We start from the raw sequence: 19469 nt of genomic DNA, 5'->3' as shown, positions 1-19469 counted from the left end.
ACGGCACATGCTGGACTACGACAAGGAGGCCGAGGAGTACGACTCTTCGCGCGGTGGCGAGCCGCGCGCCGTGGCGGCGGCCTCCGCCGTCCTCGCACTGATACCCGAGGACGCGCACCGGCTGCTGGACGTGGGCTGCGGCACGGGGATCGTGACCCGGCGGCTCGCGGCCGGGCGGCCCGGGCTGCGGGTCACCGGCGCTGACCTGACGTGCGGGATGGTGCGCCGGGCCGCCACCCGGCTGCCCGGAGCCGTCGTCCTCGCCGACAGCCGGCGACTGCCGTTCCCGGACCGGACGTTCGACGCGGTCACGAGCGTATGGCTGCTGCATCTCGTCGAGGGGCCCGGGGAGGTGAGGGCCGTGCTCGCCGAGTGCGCCCGGGTGCTGAGGCCGGGCGGTGTGTATGTCACCACCGTCGACAAGGCCGCCGCGCATGACGTGGGCAGCGACATCGACGCCGTGCTCGCCCGGCGCCCGCGCCGGCCCGCGTCCGACGCCGCGGAGGCGGTCGCGGAACATGCCGCCGCGTGCGGTCTGGTGCCGGCCGGAGGGGCCCGTTTCCAGGGCGTCGGCCAGGGCCGAAGCCCCCGCGGCACGGCGGCGGACCTGCGACGCGGCTGGTTCACCACGCTCAGGCCCGGTGATCCGCTCGGAGAGCGGATCACGGTCCGGCTGGCCGCACTGCCGGACCAGGACCGCCCGCGACCCGACCCGGAGTTCACCCTCCGGGCCTTCCGCAAGACCGGCTCCTGACACCCGGACATCCGCGCCCGTGTCCCCGCGGGCGGCACGGAACTGTCCTGCTCACAGAGGCGATCCGCCCGGGCCGAGACCTTCATCGCCGGCCGTCGTACCGTCAGGGTGCCTACTCCGCAGGGGAAGCGGGCTGCGACGAGGCCGGTGCTCACCGCGAACGCAGCGGCCGGAAGCAGTGGGCGAGCGCCCACACCCCGATGCGGCTGCCGGCGCGGCATCCGGCGAGGTCCGCCGAGCGGAAGTGGATCCCGGCCCGGACCCGGGCGTCGGCCATGTCAGCCCTCCCGGGCCAGACCCCGGCGGATCACGAACTCCACCGCCGAGTAGTTCCCGTCCGCCCGTTCCAGCTCACAGGGCACCGCCGGATACAGGGGCGGCTGCGCCATGAACCGGGGCCGGGTGCCGTGGTGGGGCTGGGCGGCGTGGACCAGAAACGGGTGACAGAGGTAGACGTCTCCCGGGCGGCCGGTGGCGTACGCGAGCGGGCGATGCGCGGAGGCCGCGTCCACCTGGGGGCCCAGCTCCAGGAAGGAGGCACCTTCCTCGCCGTACGGCTCGAGGACCGGCGGTACGTCGAGATGCGAGCCCACGCGGATACGGGTCGGGGCGTCGTCCTCGGTGACCTCGGTGAACAGGAAGAGCATCAGCAGAGCACGCTCCCGGGAGCGGAGATTGGCGTGCCACAGGTCGGCTCCCTCCGGGAGATAGCTCCCCTCGATGTGCCAGCCCGCATCGTCCGGCTCCTCCTGGTGCGGGAAGCGCAGCGGAAAGGTGCCGAGCGTGTAGCGGGGCTCCCAGCGGCGCTCGCCCACCAGCAGGTCGAAGGCCTCGTGCAGGGCGGGGGAGTTGGCCGCGGCGGCGAACGGGCCCTGCGCCATGCCGTTCACCCGGTACACCGGGTCCTTCCAGGTGCCGGGGTCTTCCGGGTCGTAGCCCGTCTCCCGCCACAGCAGCCGTGCGCAGTCCTCGGCGACCCGTTGGGGAAAGGCGCCCTCGACCTTCACGAAGCCGTCGTTGAGGAAACGCTCCACCAGTTCGTCGTCCATGGGCTCATGCTCCCGACCGGCCGGCCGTGCCGCACCCGGTTTTTCGCCGCCGCGGCCGGCCGTGTGACACCCCGGATTTTGCTGCTCCGGCAAGAGAAGTGGCCTGTGCGCGGTCTGTCGGCGCAGGCTGGCGGCAGCGAGAAAGAGAGGCTGACCACCATGGCGCACCAGCACCACGGCCACGACGGCGAGCGTGGCCACGACGGCGAACAGGCCCACCAAGGCGAACAGGCCCACCAAGGCGAACAGGCCCATGAAGGCGGACAGGCCCACGAAGGCGAGCAGGCTCACCAAGGCGAACAGGCCCACGAAGGTGGACGGGCCCGCCACGCCCCTCACGGTCACCATGGCCACCACGGCGACACCGGCCTCGACTGGGCCGTGATGGGGCCGATGCTGGAGTCCCAGGCGGAGCTGTTCGCCCCTCTGTACCGGACGGTCATGGCATGGCTGGCGCGGGAGGCGCCGGAGCCCGGCCTGATCGTCGACACGGGCAGCGGACCCGGCGTCGTCTCCGCTCTCTTCGCCGAGGCGTTCCCCGGTGCGCGGGTCGTCGCGGTGGACGGTTCCGGTCCGCTGCTGGAACGCGCCCGTGCCCGGGCCGCCCGCCTCGGCCTCGCCGACCGGTTCTCCACCCTCACCGGCGAACTGCCCGAGGCACTCACCGAGTTGGCATACCCTGCCGATCTGCTGTGGGCCGGCAACAGCCTGCACCACCTGGGCGACCAGCGGGCCGCCCTCGCCGTGTTCGCCGAGCGGCTCGCGCCGGGCGGCACCCTGGCGCTGCTTGAGGGCGGTCTGCCCGCCCGGTTCCTGCCGCGGGACATCGGCATCGGCCGCCCGGGCCTCCAGGCGCGGCTCGACGCGACCGAGGCGGAGTGGTTCGCGCGGATGCGGGCCGAACTGCCCGGCTCCGTCACCGAGGCGGAGGACTGGCCGGCCCTGCTGACCGCCGCCGGTCTGAAGCACACCGGCACGCGCAGCTTCCTTCTGGACCTGCCCGCCCCGGTCGGCGACCGGGCCCGGACGTATGTCGCCGCCGTCCTGACCCGGCTGCGCGAGGCCCTGGCCGGCGGCCTCGACGCCGAGGACCGCGCCACCCTCGACCGCCTTCTCGACCCGGATGACGAGGCGAGCGTGCACCGCCGGACGGATGTGTTCGTGCTGAAGGCACACACGGTGTACACGGCGGTGCGGCCCGTCTGAGGCGCGCGAGCGCCCGGTACCGCGTGTGCCGCGGCACCGGGCGGCCGTGCCCGGCCGTGGGGGGACCGGGGGAGTGGCGATCAACGGTCCCGAGCGGCCGATCAGTTGCTGTCGATGAACTGCTGGGCCAGCGACTGCCCGAGCGAGACCGCCGCGCTGTGGCTCTCGATCGGCGACACCTGGGAGTTCTTGAACAGGATGTATGTCACGCCCGAATCCGCACCGCCGGTCTCCGGGTCGGGGTCGATGCCGAGCGCCTTCGCGGTGGCGTACGACGCCTCGCCGATGATCTTCGTGGGGCCGGTGTCGCCGACGACCGCGTACTCGACCCTGTTGTCGTAGATGACGGCGACCACGCCGCCGCCCTTGATGCCGGAGCTCGAGTACTTCCAGATGCTGCCGGCGCTCGGCACCACCACGTACGGGAGCGAGTCGGCGCGCAGGGGCTTGCCGTCGGACTGGTGGAATGCGGTGTCGTCCTGGAACCAGGGGTCGGTGTCGCCGTTGCACTTGCTGGTGACCTGGCCGTCGCAGTCGACGTCCATGTCGGCCTTCCAGAACACCGCGCCGTTCTTGCCGCACACGGGGACGGTGGCCGAGGTCTCGTCGTCGGTCTTGTACTTGCCGTTCGATATCTGCGAACAGGACGTCACCTTGGCGAGGAGGGCGGCCGCGCTGACGGAGCCCTCCTGGGCGGACTTGGGAGTGGTCGCGCCCGAGGCGTTGGAAGGGAGCACGGCGGTGGCGAGGAGCGCGGCGCCGGCGGACGCGGCGAGGGTCAGTGTTCGAGTGCGCACTGTGGGGAAGACCCTTCTGTTAGGAAAGTTTCCTTACCAGTGTCGTACAAGGTGGACCCCTCGCCATGGCCGCGTCAAGCCCTCATGCCCGTATAGCCGAGGCGAGTTGGGGACCGGGGACGGAATCCGCAGCCAGGGGGATTCCCCGACTCGCCCGGTCCTGCCACCGCACACACGGCGGCGCGCCCCGAAGCCGCCGTGGAAGCGATCCGGGGCGCGCCGTGCGGTCGCGGGTCTGTCAGACGCCGAACGTCGCCGGGTCCGGGCCGATGCGCCGGTCCTCGTTGAGCGCGCTGATCGCCGCCATGTCCTCGGTGTCCAGTGTGAAGTCGAAGACGTCGATGTTCTCCCTGATGCGGGACGGCGTCACGGACTTCGGGATCACCACGTTGCCGAGCTGGAGGTGCCAGCGCAGCACGACCTGGGCCGGGGTCCGGTTGTGCTTCTGCGCGATGGCCACGATCGCCGGCACCTCCAGAAGGCCCTTGCCCTGCCCGAGCGGCGACCAGGCCTCGGTGGCGATGCCCTGTTCCGCGTGGTACTCGCGCGCCGCGTGCTGCTGAAGGTGCGGGTGCAGCTCGATCTGGTCGACCGCCGGAATGATCGACGTCTCCTTGATCAGCGTCCGAAGGTGCTCCGGAAGGAAGTTGGAGACGCCGATCGCCTTGGCGCGGCCGTCCGCGTAGATCTTCTCGAAGGCCTTGTACGTCTCGACGAACGTGCCCCGGGACGGCAGCGGCCAGTGGATGAGATACAGGTCCACATACTCCAGGCCGAGCTTCTCCAGCGAGGTGTCGAAGGCGCGCAGCGTGGAGTCGTACCCGTGGTCGCTGTTCCAGAGCTTGGTGGTGATGAAGAGGTCCTGGCGCGGGATGCCGGAGGCCGCGACCGCCTTGCCGACGCCCTCCTCGTTGCCGTAGATCGCCGCTGTGTCGATGCTGCGGTACCCGGCCTCCAGGGCGGTGGCGACGGCGCTCTCCGCCTCGTCGTCCGGCACCTGCCAGACGCCGAAGCCCAGCTGGGGCATCTCGACGCCGTTGTTGAGGATGATCGGGGGGACCTTGCTGCTCACGAGCTCTCGATCCTTCAAGTCGTCGGGTGGTACTGCCATGGTCAACGATCACGGATCCGTGCGCATTCCTGTCCCGTGATTTCCCCGCCGAATCTGGGCCACGCCCCTCAGATTGGCCGGAAATGGACCCGACCTCCTGGGTCGGACCCATTCACCGGGCCCGCTCATCCCGTGACTCCGCAACGCGGCACCATACGAGTCGCTGGGTGCACGCATGTGAACATCCCCGCCCCGCCTGGCTCCCTCGCGCTCACCAACTGAGGTGCAGGATCACCAGATGCGTGGGGGCGGGCCCGAAGTCCGCGCGGTAGGACAGCTCCTCCTGGGACGACACATACAGCCGTTCCCAGCCGAGCCCGGCGCTGCTGCCCCGGGGCCGCACCCCGGGCTGCCGGAGAATGCCGACCGTGTCGGCGATGCCCAGTTCCGCCATGGTGCGACCTCCTCGCGACCCCCGGGTTGATTGAACATTGAACCCCGAGGGGGTGGACGCGTCGAGGGGTCGCCGTGGCCCGGCTCAGGTCTGGTACAGCGCTTCCACCTCGTTCTCGTACGCCTTCTCGATCGCCTTGCGCTTCAGCTTCAGCGACGGGGTGAGCAGCCCGTGCTCCTCGGTGAACTGATGCGCGAGGATCCGGAAGGTGCGGATCGACTCGGCCTGTGAGACCAGCGTGTTCGCCGCGACCACCGCCCGGCGCACCTCGGTCTCCAGGTCGGGATCGCGCACGAGCTGGGCCGGAGTGAGCCGTGGTTTGCCACGCATCGCCAGCCAGTGCTCCACGGCCTCGGCGTCGAGGGTGACGAGCGCGGCGACGTAGGGGCGGTCATTGCCCACGACGATGCACTGCGCGACCAGCGGATGATCCCGTACCCGCTCCTCCAGCGGCCCCGGCGAGACGCTCTTGCCGCCGGAGGTCACCAGGATCTCCTTCTTGCGCCCGGTGATGGTGAGAAAGCCGTCCTCGTCCAGGGAACCCAGGTCACCGGTGGCGAGCCAGCCGTCGTGCAGGGCCTCGTCCGTGGCCTTCTGGTTGTTGAGGTAGCCCTGGAAGACATGGCCCCCGTGCAGCCAGATCTCGCCGTCGTCCGCGATGTGCACCGTGGTGCCGGGGATGGCCTGGCCCACCGTGCCGTACCGGGTGCGCCCGGGCGGGTTCGCGGTCGCCGCCGCCGTCGTCTCCGTGAGGCCGTAGCCCTCGTAGATCTGCACGCCCGCGCCCGCGAAGAACAGCCCGAGCCGGCGGTCCATCGCCGAGCCGCCGGACATCGCGTGCCGGACCCGGCCGCCCATCGCCGCGCGGATCCTGGCGTACACGACCTTGTCGAAGAACTGGTGCTGCATCCGCAGGGCCGCCGAGGGGCCGGGGCCGAGGCCCCACGCCTTCGCCTCGATCGCGTCCGCGTACTTCACGGCGACCTCGACCGCCTTCTCGAAGGGCCCGGAGCGGCCCTCCTTCTCGGCCTTGCGGCGGGCCGCGTTGAAGACCTTCTCGAAGATGTACGGCACGGCCAGGAAGAACGTCGGCTTGAACGCCGCCAGGTCGGGCAGCAGCGCCGCCGCGTTCAGCTGGGGCTGATGGCCGAACTTGACCCTGCCGCGCAAGGCCGCGACCTGCACCATCCGCCCGAAGACATGCGCCAGCGGCAGAAACAGCAGCGTGGCCGCCTCATCGCCCTTGCGGGAGTGGAAGACCGGCTCCCAGCGCTCGATGACCGTGTCGGCCTCGAACATGAAGTTGCCGTGCGAGATCACACAGCCCTTGGGGCGGCCGGTGGTGCCGGAGGTGTAGATGATGGTCGCCGTGGTGTCGGGGGTGACCGCCTGCCGGTGCCGGTGCACCACCTCGTCCCCGACATGCGCGCCCGCGTCGTACAGCTCCTGGAGGGCGCCCGCGTCCAGCTGCCACAGCCGGTGCAGCTGCGGAAGCCGGTCGATGACCGTCGCGATGGTCATGGCGTGGTCCTCGTGCTCCACCATCGCGGCCGACACCTGCGCGTCGTGCAGCATCCAGAACACCTGCTCCGCCGAGGAGGTGGGATAGATCGGCACCACCTCGGCGCCGATGGTCCACAGCGCGAAGTCGAAAAGCGTCCACTCGTAGCGCGTACGGCACATGATCGCGACCCGGTCCCCGAACCGGACCCCCTGGGCCAGCAGGCCCTTGGCGAGGGCGAGGATCTCGTCGCGGAACTCGGCGGCGGTCACATCGCGCCAGTGCCCCTCCTGGTCCTTGCGGCCGAGGGCGATACGGAGCGGCTCCTCCTGGGCATACTCGAAGACGACGTCGGCCAGACCGCCCTCCGGCGGCGTCGACGCCGCCGGAGGGTTGGTGAACTCGCGCAATCCCCGCTCCTTGAGGCGCTCCGCACAGCGCCGTGAAAGCTACCCGACAGCACGGCAGGGCGGGAGGGGGTGGGAAACCCGTTGGGCACGGCACAAAACGCTCAGGTCAGCCCCGGAAAAAATGCGCATATGGGGAGGGGGCGGACGAAGTTCCTTACGGCGTCGTAGGTTCCGGCGCGTTAATCTCCACGGAATCTGTACGACGCGGTTACCGCCCCCTACACCCTACTCGCCAGTAGTACGGGGCGGTGACCCGGGTCGCGGATCACCGCCCCGCCCCGCTCAGCCCCGCCGTGCCGCCGTCTCCTTCAGCGTGTGCGGCCTCGCTTCCGTCACTCCGGCCCGCGGCGACCGCACCAGACCCTGTTCCTGCGGCGGGTCGAACGGCTCACGTATCCGCGCCCGGCGCGGCACTAGCGCCGGTGCAGCCGGTCCCCGCTCGCCAGGATCGCCGCCGCGAGCGCCTGGGCCGTGTGCTGCGCCGGGCCCGGGCGCTCCCCCTGGACCAGCACGAAGTCGATCTCTCCCAGGTCCGGCAGGCCCGCCCGCTCCGGAACCCGCACCAGGCCCGGCGGGACCAGCCCCCGGGCGTGAGCCATCACACCAAGACCGGCCCGGGCCGCCGCGATCAGACCGTTGAGGCTGCCGCTCGTGCACGCGATGCGCCAGGCGCGCCCCTGATGCTCCAGCGCCTGGAGGGCACGCGCCCGGGTGATGCCCGGCGGGGGATAGAGGATCAGCGGCACCGGACGGTCGGGGTCCAGACGCAGCCGCTCCGCGCCGATCCACACCAGCCTGTCGTGCCAGACCAGCTGGCCGCGTGGATCCTGAGGACGCCGCTTGGCCAGCACCAGATCGAGCCGGCCCGCCGCCAGCTGTTCGTGCAGAGTGCCCGACAGCTCGACCGTCAGCTCCAGGTCCACCTCGGGGTGGTCGTAGCGGAAGCGCTCCAGGATCTCCGGCAGCCGGGTGAGCACGAAGTCCTCCGAGGCACCGAACCGCAGCCGGCCGCGCAGCCGGGTGCCGGTGAAGAACGCCGTGGCCTGCTCGTGCACCTCCAGGATCCGCCGGGCGAAGCCGAGCATCGCCTCGCCGTCCTCCGTCAGCTGGACGGAGTGTGTGTCCCGGGCGAACAGCGGGCGCCCGGTCGCGTCCTCCAGCCGTCTCACATGCTGGCTCACCGTGGACTGGCGCAGCCCGAGCCGCCGGGCGGCCTGGGTGAAACTCAGCGTCTGGGCCACCGCCAGGAACGTGCGGAGCTGGGCGGGGTCGTACACGCCCTCGACGTTATCGCGAAACGCGATGACAGTCAGAGCGGTGTATGGGATTCCCGATCGATCGCCGCGAGAGGACGATGGAGACGGCACGACCGTGTCCGAACCCTGACGTACAGCGACGTAGTGGAGCACAGTGAAACGCCTGCGATGGCCGCGATGGATGCCCGTCGACCCCTACATCCTCCTGCTGCTGGGGACCGTGGGGCTCGCGGCCCTCGTCCCGGCGCGGGGCACGGCCGCGGACGTCGCCTCCGGTGCCTCCACGACCGCCATCGCCTTCCTCTTCTTCCTCTACGGCGCCCGGCTCTCCACGCATGAGGCGCTGGCGGGACTGCGGCACTGGCGCCTCCATGTCACCGTGCTGGCCTGCACGTTCGTCACCTTCCCCCTGCTCGGCCTCGCCGCCCGCGGCCTGGTGCCGGTGCTGCTGACGCACAGCCTCTACACCGGCCTGCTCTTCCTCACACTCGTCCCGTCGACCATCCAGTCGTCGATCGCCTTCACCTCGATCGCCCGTGGCAATGTGCCCGCGGCGATCTCAGCGGGCTCCTTCTCCTCGCTGGCCGGCGTCGTGCTCACCCCCCTGCTCGCGGCGGCGCTGCTCGGCGACAGCGGCGGTGGGTTCTCCGCGGACTCGCTCGTCACGATCGTGCTCCAGCTGCTGGTGCCGTTCCTCGCGGGCCAGGTGCTGCGGCGCTGGATCGGCGGGTTCATCACCCGGCACAGGAAGGTGCTCGGGCTCGTCGACCGCGGCTCGATCCTGCTTGTCGTCTACACCGCCTTCAGCGAGGGCATGGTCCAGGGCATCTGGCACCTGGTGAGCCCGCTCAGGCTGGGCGGCCTGCTCGTGGTCGAGGCGGCCCTGCTCGCCGTGATGCTCGCCCTGACCTGGTACGGCAGCCGGGCGCTGGGCTTCAGCCGGGAGGACCGGATCGCGATCCAGTTCGCCGGGTCCAAGAAGTCCCTCGCCTCCGGGCTGCCCATGGCGAGTGTCCTGTTCGGCGCCCACGCCTCACTGGCCGTGCTCCCGCTGATGCTCTTCCACCAGATGCAGCTCATGGTGTGCGCGGTGATCGCCAAGCGCCGCGCGCACGACGCCGAGCGGCCGGCGGTCAGCCCCGGGACAGCCGCAGCACCTCGAACCGTGGTCGGTACAGGGACACGTTCCGGCTGAGGTTCACCTGCGCCGCGCCGCCCGTCGCCGCCAGCCAGTTGACGTCGTAGCTGAGCACCAGCCTGCCGTCGCCGCTCAGCTCCGGGTGCGCCTGCGGGTTGTACGCGGCGACCTCGCCCCCCGGGAGCGGCGCGCGCAGTCCCCGGCCCGGCCCGTGCCAGGGCCCCGTGGGCGCGCACGCCCAGTAGGAGGTGACCGTGGTCAGCCCCGGCGTGCCTGCGGCCATGGTGAACAGCACATAGGTCCCCTCGTCGCGGACCACCGTGAACGCGCTCGCCACGCCGGTGCCGCGCCCGTCGCCCAGGACGGCCGTGGGCCGGGGCCGGGAGATCCAGCCAGAGCCGTTCCAGTACCGCCAGGCCGTGGGCTCGGCCAGCCGGCCGCGCTCCACGCGGGCCACATACGCCCGGGAGGCGGGGCGTGCGGCGGCCCGGGCATCGTCACCGCCGAAGACGTAGGTCCACTTCCCGTCGGCCACCGCCGTCGTGCCGAACAGCACCCGCCGGGACGGATCGGTGATCTGCCGCTGGCCGAGGATCCGTGCGACGCTCTCGACGCGCAGATCCGGCAGGGAGAGCGTGGCGACCTCCGTGGCGGCGGGGACCCCGTAGACCCAGGGGTATGTGCCGGTCGTACGGGTCCACAGCAGGACGCGGACGACCTGCTCGGCCGAGCCGGGGGAGCGGGGCTCGACCCGGGCCGCCACCGGCCAGCGCCACCGACCGGGCGCGGGGTCGGGGAACAGGGGCGCGGGAAGCGTGCTCTCCAGCCGGCCCGCACGGGACATCACGACCCCGGAATTGCGTACCAGCGGGGTCGAGAGGTCCCGCCAGGCGTACGACTCGCCGATCGGGTTGGGCGGCCCGTGCACCGGGCCGAGATAGGTGTCGGAGAACAGCCACAGCACCCGCCCGTCCGGCAGCCGCACCGAATGGGTGCCGTCGCCGCCGGTCCAGTCGTCGGTGCGGGCGGGATCGTCGCCGTACCGCGTGAACTCGGCGTCCAGCGTGGTGTCCGCCGTCCAGGACCCGAGGGTGCGCGGGGCGCAGCGGCCGCCGCCCTCCCGGTCGTGGTGCGGGAAGGCGGTGAGCAGCACGGCCGCGCACACCAGGGCCAGGACCAGGCCGAGCCCGGTCCCGGCCCGCCGTCGTGCCGTTGCGTCGTCGGGCACGCCCGGGACGTTAGTGGCTGCCGCTCACCCGGTCCATGGGCAGCCACACCACCGTGTCCCGGGCGGAGACCCGGGCGCCGGTGCGCAGCGCGGTGATCTCGTCGTCGCCGAGCGCCCGGTCGTAGACCCGTACGTCGTCGATCGCGCCGGTGAAGAAGGCCCGGCTGTCCATCCGCTGGCCGATGTGCACCCCGAAGGGGGAGTTACGGCTCACGGAACCGGGCACGTCCGCGGTGCTGAGCCGCGTGTCGTCGATGAACAGCGTGAGCCGGCCTCCGCCCCGGCGCAGTGCCAGATGATGCCACCGGCCGTCGTTGTACGCGCCGGAGGTGCGCACATACGCGGACTGCGGGGCCGCGGCGCCGTCGCGGACCGTGATCAGGCCCTGGATGCGGTTCGAGGCGGGCTCCCCGCGCAGCCACGCCTGGGGCTGTGAGGTGCCGATGCCGCCCATCCAGAGCAGGGGCTGCTCACCGGCCGTCGCCGTGTACCGGAACCACAGCGAGGCGGTGAAGTCCTTGTCCCCGAGGGGAAGCCGGGACTGGTACGGCAGGCGTACGGCGTCGTCGGTGCCGTCGAAGTCCAGGGCGCCGCCGAACACCCCGTCCGTCTGCCGCGCGCCGCCCAGGACCGCGGCCGGCCGGGCGTGCGGGGCCAGGTCGGGTGTGGTCGGGTCGGGGCCGCGGCGCGGTTGCAGCCAGTCCTGCGTGAAGCGGGCGAAGCGGATCTCGTCCCGCGCGTCGACCGTGCCGCCCTCGTAGATGAGTCCCACGGTGTCCTGGTCGGCGCGGACCAGGTCGGAGTAGCCGGACCAGTCCGTGGTGACGACCGTGCCGCGGTCCACGCTGTCCCAGGTGCGTCCGCCGTCGTAGGAGGAGCGGATCATCATCGTCCGGCGGCGGTCCGGATCGCCGGGGCAGGCCAGCAGGATGCTGTCCCCGAGGCGCAGCATCGAGCCCTGCACCTGGGGCGTGTACAGGTCCGGCAGATCCTGGAAGGGGGCGACGAAGCTGCCGCCGCCGTCGCGGCTGACGGTCTGGGTGCGATGGCCGAGGTCGGTGCCGTCCTGCTCACGCCCGCTGACGAGGATCGAACCGTCCTCGCGTTCGGCGAGGGTGAGTTCTGACGGCTTCTGGCGGAAGGTGCCGTCGTCCGCGATCGGCCAGGAGTCGGTTGCGCCGATGCGCCAGTGGTCGCCGCCGTCGTCGCTCGTGATGAGTGCGGCGTGGTTCGCGGTGACCCGGCTGCCGTTCCAGGTCTCGGCGTTGACTCCGAAGACCAGACGGCCCGCGTGCCGGCCGCGGGTGAGCTGGATGCCGTGCACGGGTCCGGTCGCGTACCAGGAGTTCCAGTTCGCGGGCAGGATCTGCGGGCTCAGATCCCGTGGCGCCGACCAGGTCAGCCCGTCGTCGTCGCTGTACTGGAGATGGGGCGTGCGGTCGCAGGGCACCGAGCAGCTCGCGCTGTCCGTGCGGCCCGTGTTGTAGGTCTCGGCGAGCAGCACGCGGCCCGTCTTCCGGTCCACGAGCGGGGCCGGGTTGCCGTGGGTGTCCCCGGCGCCCTCGTTGACGACCCGCAACGGGCCCCAGGTGCGGCCGCCGTCGGTGGAGCGCTTGACCACGATGTCGATGTCGGCGGCGTCACCGCAGTTGAGCACGCGGCCCTCGGCGAAGGCGAGGAGGGTGCCCTTCGCCGTCTTCACGACGGCCGGGATGCGGAAGCAGGCGTAGCCGGGGTCCTGGGAGGCCTTGAAGAGCACCTGCTGCTCGAACAGGCCCTCGCTCCGGGACGGTTGCGCACCCGCCGGGCTCGGCAGCGCGAGGAGCGCGGCGGTGGTGAGGACGGCGGTCAGGGTCGATCTGAGTCGTGCACGGAGACTTGACGCCATGGTGCGGCCCGCCCTTCATGCGTCTGGACTCATGTGACTGGACATACTGGACATCCCATGTCCAACGTGCGGGCCACAGACGCTACTTGGGGTCTCAACCGCCCCACAAGAAGCGTGCAGGACCCATGTTCCCGCGGGGCGCGGCAGCCGGCACGGGGTCAGGGGCGCAGTACCACCTTGCCGAGGTTCTCGCGTGACTCGATCACCGCGTGCGCCTTCGCCGCCTCCTCCAGCGGGAACTCCCCGTGGACGACGGGGACCGTGACCGGCTTGCGGATGGCGCGGATCGCCCGCGGGCAGCCGGAGTCTTCGCGGACCCGAAGGACCGGCGCAAGAACGCCGTGTCGCTCACCCGGGACGGCGGACGGCTGCAGGAACGCTGCGAGCAGGCGGCCCGCCGGGCCAACGACACCCTGCTCGCCACGCTCTCGGCGGCCGAGCGCGACCGTTTCATGGATCTGCTGATCCGGATCTCGGGCACGGAGGGCTGACGGCGGTTAACGTTCCGTCATGACCGCACCTCTCACGCTCGATTCCGCGCGCACCGCGCTCGTGCTCGTCGATCTGATGGACCGGATCGTCGCGCTGCCCCTGGAGCCCCGCAAGGGCACCGAAGTCCTGCTCGCCGCAGAGGAGTTGGCGCGGGCGTTCCGCGCGGCCGGCGCCCTCGTCGTGCTCATCCGCGTCGAACGCCCCTCGGTCGCCGAGCAGCCGCCCGGCAGCGGACTGGCGGACGGCCTGCTCAGGGACGGCGACCTGGAGGTGGTCAAGGGGACGATCGGCGGCTTCCAGGGCACCCGCCTCGACGAGCGCCTGAGGGAACGGGGCGTCACCACCCTGGTGTTCGGCGGTGTCGCCACCAACCTGGGCGTGGAGTCCACCGCCCGCGCCGCCGCCGACCTCGGCTATGGCCTCGTCTTCGTCGAGGACGCCATGGCCGCGTTCACCGCCGCCGAGCATGAGGCGTCGGTCCGGCTCGACTTCCCCCGCCTGGGATCGGTCGTGACGGTCTCGCAGGTGCGCTTCACCACGGGGTGACCGGCCGGTCCGCCGCCCGCCCGGGTGGCAGGGCCGAGGGGCGGCCATGGACCTCGGCCTGCGGAAGGATCGCCGCGGTCGTCCTGGCCGCCCGGGAGCGCGGCTGAGACGGGGCCCCTGCGGCGCAGGGGGCTCTCCCCGCCGGCCGGTTCCCCGCCGCCGTGCCGCGGGGAACCGGTCAGCCCCGGGCGTCCGCGGTCCGCAGGGTGATGCGGTCCTCGCCCGCGTACACGTTCATGGAACTGCCCCGCAGGAAGCCCACCAGCGTCAGCCCGGTCTCCGCGGCCAGGTCGACCGCCAGCGACGAGGGCGCCGAGACCGCCGCCAGCACCGGGATGCCCGCCATCACGGCCTTCTGCGCCAGCTCGAAGGAGGCCCGGCCCGAGACCAGCAGCAGGGTCCGGGAAAGGGGCAGGTCCCCGTTCTGCAGGGCGCGCCCGACCAGTTTGTCCACCGCGTTGTGCCGGCCCACGTCCTCCCGGATGTCGAGCAGCTCCCCCTCCTCGGTGAACAGGGCCGCCGCGTGCAGCCCCCCGGTCCGGTCGAAGACCCGCTGGGCGGCCCGCAGCCGGTCGGGGAGGCTCGCGAGCAGCTCCGGCTCCACCCGGACCGGGGGGTTGTCGGCGATGGGCCAGCGAGCCGTCGTACGGACCGCGTCCAGGCTCGCCTTGCCGCACAGACCGCACGACGAGGTCGTGTAGACATTGCGCTCGAGCGTGATGTCGGGGACGGCCACACCCGGCGCGGTCTGCACATCCACCACGTTGTAGGTGTTCGAGCCGTCGACGGTGGCCCCTGCGCAGTAGACGATGTTGCGCAGTTCGGAAGCCGCGCCGAGCACCCCCTCACTGACCAGGAATCCGGCCGCGAGCGCGAAGTCGTCGCCCGGGGTGCGCATGGTGATCGCGAGCGGCTTGCCGTTCAGCCGGATCTCCAGTGGCTCCTCAGCGACCAGCGTGTCCGGGCGGACGGAGACCGCGCCGTCCCGGATGCGGATCACCTTGCGTCGTTCGGTGACTCGTCCCATGTCCTGATCAGCCCCGGTTCTGTACGTGCTGGTAGCCGAAACGGCCCTTGATGCAGAGGTTGCCGTGGGTCACCGGGTCGTCATGCGAGGAGGTGACCTTGACGATCTCATTGTCCTGCACGTGCGGGGTGAGGGCGCAGCCCACACCGCAGTACGCGCACACGGTCGTCGTACGCGTCTGCGCCGACTCGTCCCAGGTACCCGCCGCGCGCCGGTCGAACTCCGACTTGAAGGACAGCGCCCCGGTGGGGCACACCTCGACGCAGTCGCCGCAGTACACACACGCCGACTCGGTCAGCGGGCCGTCGCGCTCGACGGCGATGCGGGCGCCGAGGCCAGGCCCGGCCACGGTGATCGCGAAGGTGTTCTGCCACTGCTCGCCGCAGGCGTCCACGCACTCGTAGCACAGGACGCACTCGTCGTAGTCGCGCACGTACAGCTCGTTGTCGATCCGCGGCTCCTCGCCCAGCCGGGCCGCGTCCCGCACGTTCCCGTTGCCGCCGCCGCCGGCGGCCTTGGGGCCGAGGACGGTGACCACACCGCCCGGTACGACCGTTCGCCGCGCGCCGGATACCGTTCACCGCATACGGTCGACGCGACGGGTTCTCAACTCGCCTTTCGCTGCCTACCGTTCGTCACATGAGCCCTCCCGTCGCGCCTTCGGGGTGGAGCCGCTGGCTGGTGCCGCCCGCCGCTCTGTCCGTTCATCTCTCCATCGGCCAGGCATACGCCTGGAGCGTGTTCAAACCGTCCCTGGAGTCCGCGCTCCACCTCAACGGCACCGAAAGCGCCCTGCCGTTCCAGCTCGCCATCGTCATGCTCGGCCTGTCCGCCGCGTTCGGAGGCACGCTCGTCGAACGCAACGGGCCGCGCTGGGCGATGACCGTGGCCCTCGTCTGCTTCTCCTCCGGCTTTCTGATCTCCGCGCTCGGTGCGGCGAGCGAGCAGTACTGGCTGATCGTCCTCGGCTACGGCTTCGTCGGCGGCATCGGCCTCGGCGTCGGCTACATCTCGCCGGTCTCCACGCTGATCAAGTGGTTCCCGGACCGGCCCGGCATGGCCACCGGCATCGCCATCATGGGCTTCGGCGGCGGCGCGCTGATCGCCTCGCCCTGGTCGGCGCAGATGCTCCGGTCGTTCGGTACCGACCACTCCGGGATCGCGCTCGCCTTCCTGGTGCACGGGCTCGCGTACGCCGTCTTCATGTCGCTCGGCGTCCTGCTGGTGCGGGTGCCGCGCACCGAGAAGCCCGTGGCGGAGGGGCCGAGCGCCGTCGGCGGTGCGCAGGTCTCCGCCCGCGGCGCCGTGCGCACCCCCCAGTTCTGGTGCCTGTGGGTCGTGCTCTGTATGAACGTGACCGCCGGCATCGGCATCCTGGAGAAGGCCGCGCCCATGATCACGGACTTCTTCGCGGGCACCTCGACGCCCGTGTCGGCCTCCGCGGCCGCCGGTTTCGTCGCCCTGCTGTCGGCCGCGAACATGGCGGGCCGCATCGGCTGGTCCTCGGCCTCCGACCTGATCGGCCGCAAGAACATCTACCGCGTCTACCTGGGCGCCGGCGCGCTGATGTACCTGCTCATCGCGTCGTTCGGCGACTCGTCCAAGCCGCTGTTCATCCTCTGCGCGCTGGTGATCCTCTCCTTCTACGGCGGCGGCTTCGCAACCGTCCCCGCCTATCTGAAGGACCTCTTCGGGACGTACGAGGTGGGTGCGATCCACGGCCGGCTGCTGACCGCCTGGTCGACCGCGGGAGTCCTCGGGCCGCTGATCGTGAACTGGATCGCGGACCACCAGAAGGCGGCCGGCAAACACGGCCCGGAACTCTACGGCCTGTCCTTCATGATCATGATCGGTCTGCTGGTGATCGGACTCATCGCCAACGAGCTGGTCCGGCCCGTCCACCCCCGCCACCACCTCTCCGCACCGAAGGAGGCCGCCGATGGCCGGCGAGAGCAGCCCGCCTGAGCGGCGGACATTGACCGTCCTCGCCTGGCTGTGGGTCGGGGCACCCCTGTGCTACGGCCTCTACGAGCTGGTCCTGAAGGCGAGGCAACTGTTCACCGGGTGAGCCGGCGGATGAGCCCGGACGGCCGTACCGCGGATGCTCGGGCGTCCGAGGGTCTGCGGGAAGCCGACAACACGGACGGCCCATTCCTGTCGCTTCACCTGCCGCCATACCCGTGAGTCACTGATCAGACTGGTGGATCCCGCTACCCACGGCAACGAGGGGAACCACCCATGCACGGCTCACGCATCGCCGCCGTCGGCCACTACCAGCCCGCCAAGGTGCTCACCAACGAGGACCTGGCGGGCATGGTCGACACCAGCGACGAGTGGATCAGGACCCGGGTGGGCATCCGCACACGCCACATCGCCCGGCCCGACGAGCCCGTCGACGAGCTGGCCGCGCACGCCGCGGCGAAGGCGCTCGCGGCGGCGGGCCTGGCGCCGGGCGACATCGACCTGGTCCTGGTCGCGACCTCCACCGCCGTCGACCGTTCGCCGAACACGGCCGCCCGCGTGGCCGCGCGGCTCGGCGTCCCGCAGCCCGCCGCGATGGACATCAACGTCGTCTGCGCGGGCTTCACCCACGCCCTCGCCACCGCCGACCACACCGTGCGAGCGGGCGCGGCCACCCGGGCGCTCGTCATCGGCGCCGACAAGATGTCCGAGGTGACGGACTGGACGGACCGTACGACCTGTGTGCTGGTCGGGGACGGCGCCGGGGCCGCCGTGGTGGAGGCGTGCCCTGCCGGCGCCGAGACCGGGATCGGGCCGGTGCTGTGGGGTTCGGTGCCCGGGATGGGGCACGCGGTGCGCATCGAGGGCACGCCCCCGCGGTTCACGCAGGAGGGGCAGAGCGTGTACCGGTGGGCCACCACCCAGTTGCCCCCCATCGCCCGGCAGGTCTGCGAACGGGCCGGGACCGCGCCCGAGGACCTCGCCGCGGTCGTGCTGCACCAGGCCAACCTTCGGATCATCGAGCCGCTCGCCGAGAAGCTCGGCGCGGTCAACGCGGTCGTCGCCCGCGATGTCGCCGAGTCCGGCAACACCTCGGCGGCGAGCATTCCGCTCGCCCTGTCCAAGCTCGTGGAACGCGGGGAGATCTCCACGGGGGACCAGGTGCTTCTCTTCGGCTTCGGCGGGAACCTGTCGTACGCGGGTCAGGTCGTCCGGTGTCCGTGAGCCGTCCCGTGTGCCCCTCCGCCACCGCCCTCGCGCGCCCATCGGCCCGACCGCCCCTTCACGCCTCCTGCGCGCCGTAGACTGTAGACGAAAGACAATCCATACTGGCTTCCCGGCTATCGCGCCGTCGTTGCCCTGGAGGGGGACCGCGATGTTGTCGACAGGACTGCCACAGGGAGCGGTGCCCAGGCTGGAGCGCCCCGGCCCGCTGCGCGACCGTGTCTACGAGGCGCTGCTCGAACTCATCACCACCCGCGCCCTCCAGCCCGGCCAGCACCTCGTGGAGAGCGAACTCGCCGGGCATCTCGGCGTCTCCCGGCAGCCGGTGCGCGAGGCGCTGCAGCGGCTGAACACCGAGGGCTGGGTCGATCTGCGGCCCGCCCAGGGCGCGTTCGTGCACGAGCCCACGGAGGAGGAGGCCGACCAGCTCCTGACGGTGCGTACGCTGCTGGAGGCGGAGGCCGCCCGGCTCGCCGCCGCGCACGCGGGCAGCGCCGGCATCGCGGCCCTGGAGGAACTGTGCGCACAGGGAGAGCGTGCCGTCGCCGAGGACGACGTGGACGGGGCCGTCGCGCTGAACGCCCGCTTCCACGCGAAGGTGATGGAGCTCGCGGGCAACGCGGTGCTCGCTGAGCTGGCCGGGCAGGTCGACCGGCGGGTGCGCTGGTACTACACCCCGGTCGCCCGGCAGCGAGGACAGCAGTCCTGGAACGAGCACCGGGAGCTGATCGCCGCGATCGCCGCCCGCGACGAGCAGCGGGCCACCCGTCTGATGCGCGAACACACCGAGCACACACGGCGGTCGTACCACGCCCGTACGGAGACCTGAGCTTTCCGGCGAGGACCGAAGGGCGGATGCGGGCAGCCGGCGGTGGCCCTCCCGGACGCAGGAGGGCCACCAACGGCCGTACGGGGATCAGCCGGTACGCCGGTCAGCCGGTCGTCCGGTCCAGCACCTCGTCGTAGTTCGCGGTGTCGAACGCGTAGTTGAAGTTGAAGATGATCGGCAGCGATTGCGATGTCCGCCGGGATGATGCCGGCGTTCGACTGGCCGGGGCTGATCGACCTGCGTCGGCATCGGCGGAGACCCGGTCGTCGGCACCGCCCACATCGACTGCCTGGCCGCCTTCGAGGCCGACCCCGACACGGAGCTCATCGTGATGACCGGCGAGATCGGCGGAGACGCGGAGGAGCGGGCCGCCGACTACATCCGCGACCACGTCAGCAAGCCGGTCGTCGGCTATGTCGCGGGCTTCACCGCCCCCGAGGGCCGGACGATGGGCCATGCGGGCGCCATCGTCTCCGGCTCCTCGGGTACCGCGCAGGCGAAGAAGGAAGCGCTGGAAGGGGTGGGGGTGAAGGTGGGCGACGCGCCCACCGAGACGGCGCGCCTGGTGCTCACCCTGCTGGAAGCCGAGCGTGACGTCACTCATAGTTGATGCCAGGTCACTTTCAGGCGTCGCGACGCCCCGCTAGCGTCGTACCG

The 19469-nt window shown here is 71.6% G+C and carries 19 protein-coding genes and 4 pseudogenes; 10 read left to right on the top strand and 13 right to left on the bottom strand.

Going from position 1 to position 19469, the window contains the following annotated elements; translation table 11 throughout:
• Positions 1 to 7 precede the first annotated feature (7 nt).
• On the top strand, positions 8 to 754 hold the full coding sequence (locus ACIP94_RS23565; RefSeq protein ID WP_402428875.1) for a class I SAM-dependent methyltransferase: 747 nt from the start codon (positions 8 to 10) through the stop codon (positions 752 to 754).
• A 151-nt stretch (positions 755 to 905) separates the two neighbouring features.
• On the opposite strand, the gene ACIP94_RS23560 is transcribed toward ACIP94_RS23565, so the two are convergent.
• Together ACIP94_RS23560 and ACIP94_RS23555 are read right to left on the bottom strand one after the other, a co-directional pair.
• A complete protein-coding gene (locus ACIP94_RS23560) occupies positions 906 to 1031 on the bottom strand; it encodes a hypothetical protein (protein WP_402428872.1) in 126 nt (41 codons plus the stop codon).
• A 1-nt stretch (position 1032) separates the two neighbouring features.
• Entirely contained in the window at positions 1033 to 1803 is a 771-nt protein-coding gene (locus tag ACIP94_RS23555; RefSeq protein WP_402428868.1) for a phytanoyl-CoA dioxygenase family protein, read from the bottom strand.
• Positions 1804 to 1962: 159 nt separating this feature from the next.
• On the opposite strand from ACIP94_RS23555, the gene ACIP94_RS23550 reads away from it, so the two are divergent.
• Positions 1963 to 3009, top strand: a complete 1047-nt coding sequence (locus ACIP94_RS23550) for a class I SAM-dependent methyltransferase (protein WP_402428865.1) — start codon at positions 1963 to 1965, stop codon at positions 3007 to 3009.
• Positions 3010 to 3110: 101 nt separating this feature from the next.
• Here ACIP94_RS23550 and ACIP94_RS23545 read toward each other — a convergent pair whose 3' ends face one another.
• The 5 genes from ACIP94_RS23545 to ACIP94_RS23525 form a co-directional block, all read right to left on the bottom strand.
• Positions 3111 to 3806: a glycoside hydrolase family 75 protein gene (locus tag ACIP94_RS23545; protein ID WP_402428863.1), complete on the bottom strand. Its 696-nt coding sequence runs from the start codon at positions 3804 to 3806 to the stop codon at positions 3111 to 3113.
• A 238-nt stretch (positions 3807 to 4044) separates the two neighbouring features.
• Complete coding sequence (locus ACIP94_RS23540; protein WP_402428861.1) at positions 4045 to 4878, bottom strand: aldo/keto reductase; 834 nt, start codon at positions 4876 to 4878, stop codon at positions 4045 to 4047.
• A gap of 250 nt (positions 4879 to 5128) precedes the next feature.
• Positions 5129 to 5311, bottom strand: coding sequence for a hypothetical protein (locus tag ACIP94_RS23535; protein WP_402428857.1), 183 nt, complete (start codon positions 5309 to 5311; stop codon positions 5129 to 5131).
• 84 nt (positions 5312 to 5395) lie between these two features.
• Positions 5396 to 7222, bottom strand: a complete 1827-nt coding sequence (locus ACIP94_RS23530; protein ID WP_402428854.1) for an AMP-dependent synthetase/ligase — start codon at positions 7220 to 7222, stop codon at positions 5396 to 5398.
• Between the two features lie 413 nt (positions 7223 to 7635).
• Positions 7636 to 8499: a LysR substrate-binding domain-containing protein gene (locus ACIP94_RS23525; RefSeq protein WP_402428851.1), complete on the bottom strand. Its 864-nt coding sequence runs from the start codon at positions 8497 to 8499 to the stop codon at positions 7636 to 7638.
• Between the two features lie 160 nt (positions 8500 to 8659).
• Here ACIP94_RS23525 and ACIP94_RS23520 point away from each other — a divergent pair, with 160 nt between their 5' ends.
• On the top strand, positions 8660 to 9673 hold the full coding sequence (locus tag ACIP94_RS23520) for a bile acid:sodium symporter family protein (protein WP_402428848.1): 1014 nt from the start codon (positions 8660 to 8662) through the stop codon (positions 9671 to 9673).
• Here the strand turns inward: ACIP94_RS23520 and ACIP94_RS23515 are convergent.
• The 3 genes and pseudogenes from ACIP94_RS23515 to ACIP94_RS23505 form a co-directional block, all read right to left on the bottom strand.
• Positions 9612 to 10844: a hypothetical protein gene (locus ACIP94_RS23515; protein WP_402428845.1), complete on the bottom strand. Its 1233-nt coding sequence runs from the start codon at positions 10842 to 10844 to the stop codon at positions 9612 to 9614. The genes ACIP94_RS23520 and ACIP94_RS23515 overlap by 62 nt on opposite strands.
• A 10-nt stretch (positions 10845 to 10854) precedes the next feature.
• Entirely contained in the window at positions 10855 to 12732 is a 1878-nt protein-coding gene (locus ACIP94_RS23510; RefSeq protein WP_402428842.1) for an exo-alpha-sialidase, read from the bottom strand.
• A 158-nt stretch (positions 12733 to 12890) separates the two neighbouring features.
• Positions 12891 to 12989, bottom strand: a pseudogene (locus ACIP94_RS23505) (zinc-binding dehydrogenase); the annotation flags it as partial.
• A 57-nt stretch (positions 12990 to 13046) separates the two neighbouring features.
• Here ACIP94_RS23505 and ACIP94_RS23500 point away from each other — a divergent pair.
• A pseudogene (locus ACIP94_RS23500) lies at positions 13047 to 13223 on the top strand (MarR family transcriptional regulator); the annotation flags it as partial.
• Positions 13224 to 13242: 19 nt separating this feature from the next.
• Complete coding sequence (locus tag ACIP94_RS23495; RefSeq protein ID WP_402428839.1) at positions 13243 to 13770, top strand: isochorismatase family protein; 528 nt, start codon at positions 13243 to 13245, stop codon at positions 13768 to 13770.
• Positions 13771 to 13948: 178 nt separating this feature from the next.
• On the opposite strand, the gene fdhD is transcribed toward ACIP94_RS23495, so the two are convergent.
• Positions 13949 to 14797, bottom strand: a complete 849-nt coding sequence (gene fdhD, locus ACIP94_RS23490) for a formate dehydrogenase accessory sulfurtransferase FdhD (RefSeq protein ID WP_402428836.1) — start codon at positions 14795 to 14797, stop codon at positions 13949 to 13951.
• Between the two features lie 7 nt (positions 14798 to 14804).
• Positions 14805 to 15278 (bottom strand): annotated as a pseudogene (locus tag ACIP94_RS23485) (4Fe-4S dicluster domain-containing protein); the annotation flags it as partial.
• A gap of 158 nt (positions 15279 to 15436) precedes the next feature.
• Between ACIP94_RS23485 and ACIP94_RS23480 the strand changes: the two are divergent.
• From ACIP94_RS23480 to ACIP94_RS23465, 4 genes are all read left to right on the top strand, one after another.
• On the top strand, positions 15437 to 16762 hold the full coding sequence (locus ACIP94_RS23480; protein WP_402428833.1) for an OFA family MFS transporter: 1326 nt from the start codon (positions 15437 to 15439) through the stop codon (positions 16760 to 16762).
• Entirely contained in the window at positions 16737 to 16865 is a 129-nt protein-coding gene (locus tag ACIP94_RS23475) for a hypothetical protein (RefSeq protein ID WP_402428832.1), read from the top strand. The genes ACIP94_RS23480 and ACIP94_RS23475 overlap by 26 nt, the downstream gene beginning before the upstream one ends.
• Positions 16866 to 17035: 170 nt before the next feature.
• Positions 17036 to 17983 carry a beta-ketoacyl-ACP synthase III gene (locus ACIP94_RS23470; protein ID WP_402428829.1) on the top strand — a complete coding sequence of 316 codons (948 nt, stop codon included), beginning with the start codon at positions 17036 to 17038 and terminating at the stop codon, positions 17981 to 17983.
• 151 nt (positions 17984 to 18134) lie between these two features.
• On the top strand, positions 18135 to 18812 hold the full coding sequence (locus ACIP94_RS23465) for a GntR family transcriptional regulator (RefSeq protein WP_402428826.1): 678 nt from the start codon (positions 18135 to 18137) through the stop codon (positions 18810 to 18812).
• Between the two features lie 103 nt (positions 18813 to 18915).
• Here the strand turns inward: ACIP94_RS23465 and ACIP94_RS23460 are convergent, their stop codons facing one another.
• The gene (locus ACIP94_RS23460) at positions 18916 to 19092 is read right to left on the bottom strand and encodes a hypothetical protein (RefSeq protein WP_402428823.1); all 177 of its coding nucleotides are present in this window, start codon (positions 19090 to 19092) and stop codon (positions 18916 to 18918) included.
• Between ACIP94_RS23460 and ACIP94_RS23455 the strand changes: the two are divergent.
• Positions 19045 to 19422 (top strand): annotated as a pseudogene (locus ACIP94_RS23455) (succinate--CoA ligase subunit alpha); the annotation flags it as partial. The gene ACIP94_RS23460 and the pseudogene ACIP94_RS23455 overlap by 48 nt on opposite strands.
• Positions 19423 to 19469: the final 47 nt, after the last annotated feature.

Origin of the sequence: Streptomyces sp. NPDC093261, from assembly GCF_044753645.1 — a bacterium.
Classification (GTDB): Bacteria; Actinomycetota; Actinomycetes; order Streptomycetales; family Streptomycetaceae; genus Streptomyces.
The sequence above is the reverse complement of the archived record's forward strand: the minus strand, read 5'-3'. Positions and strand labels throughout refer to the sequence as shown.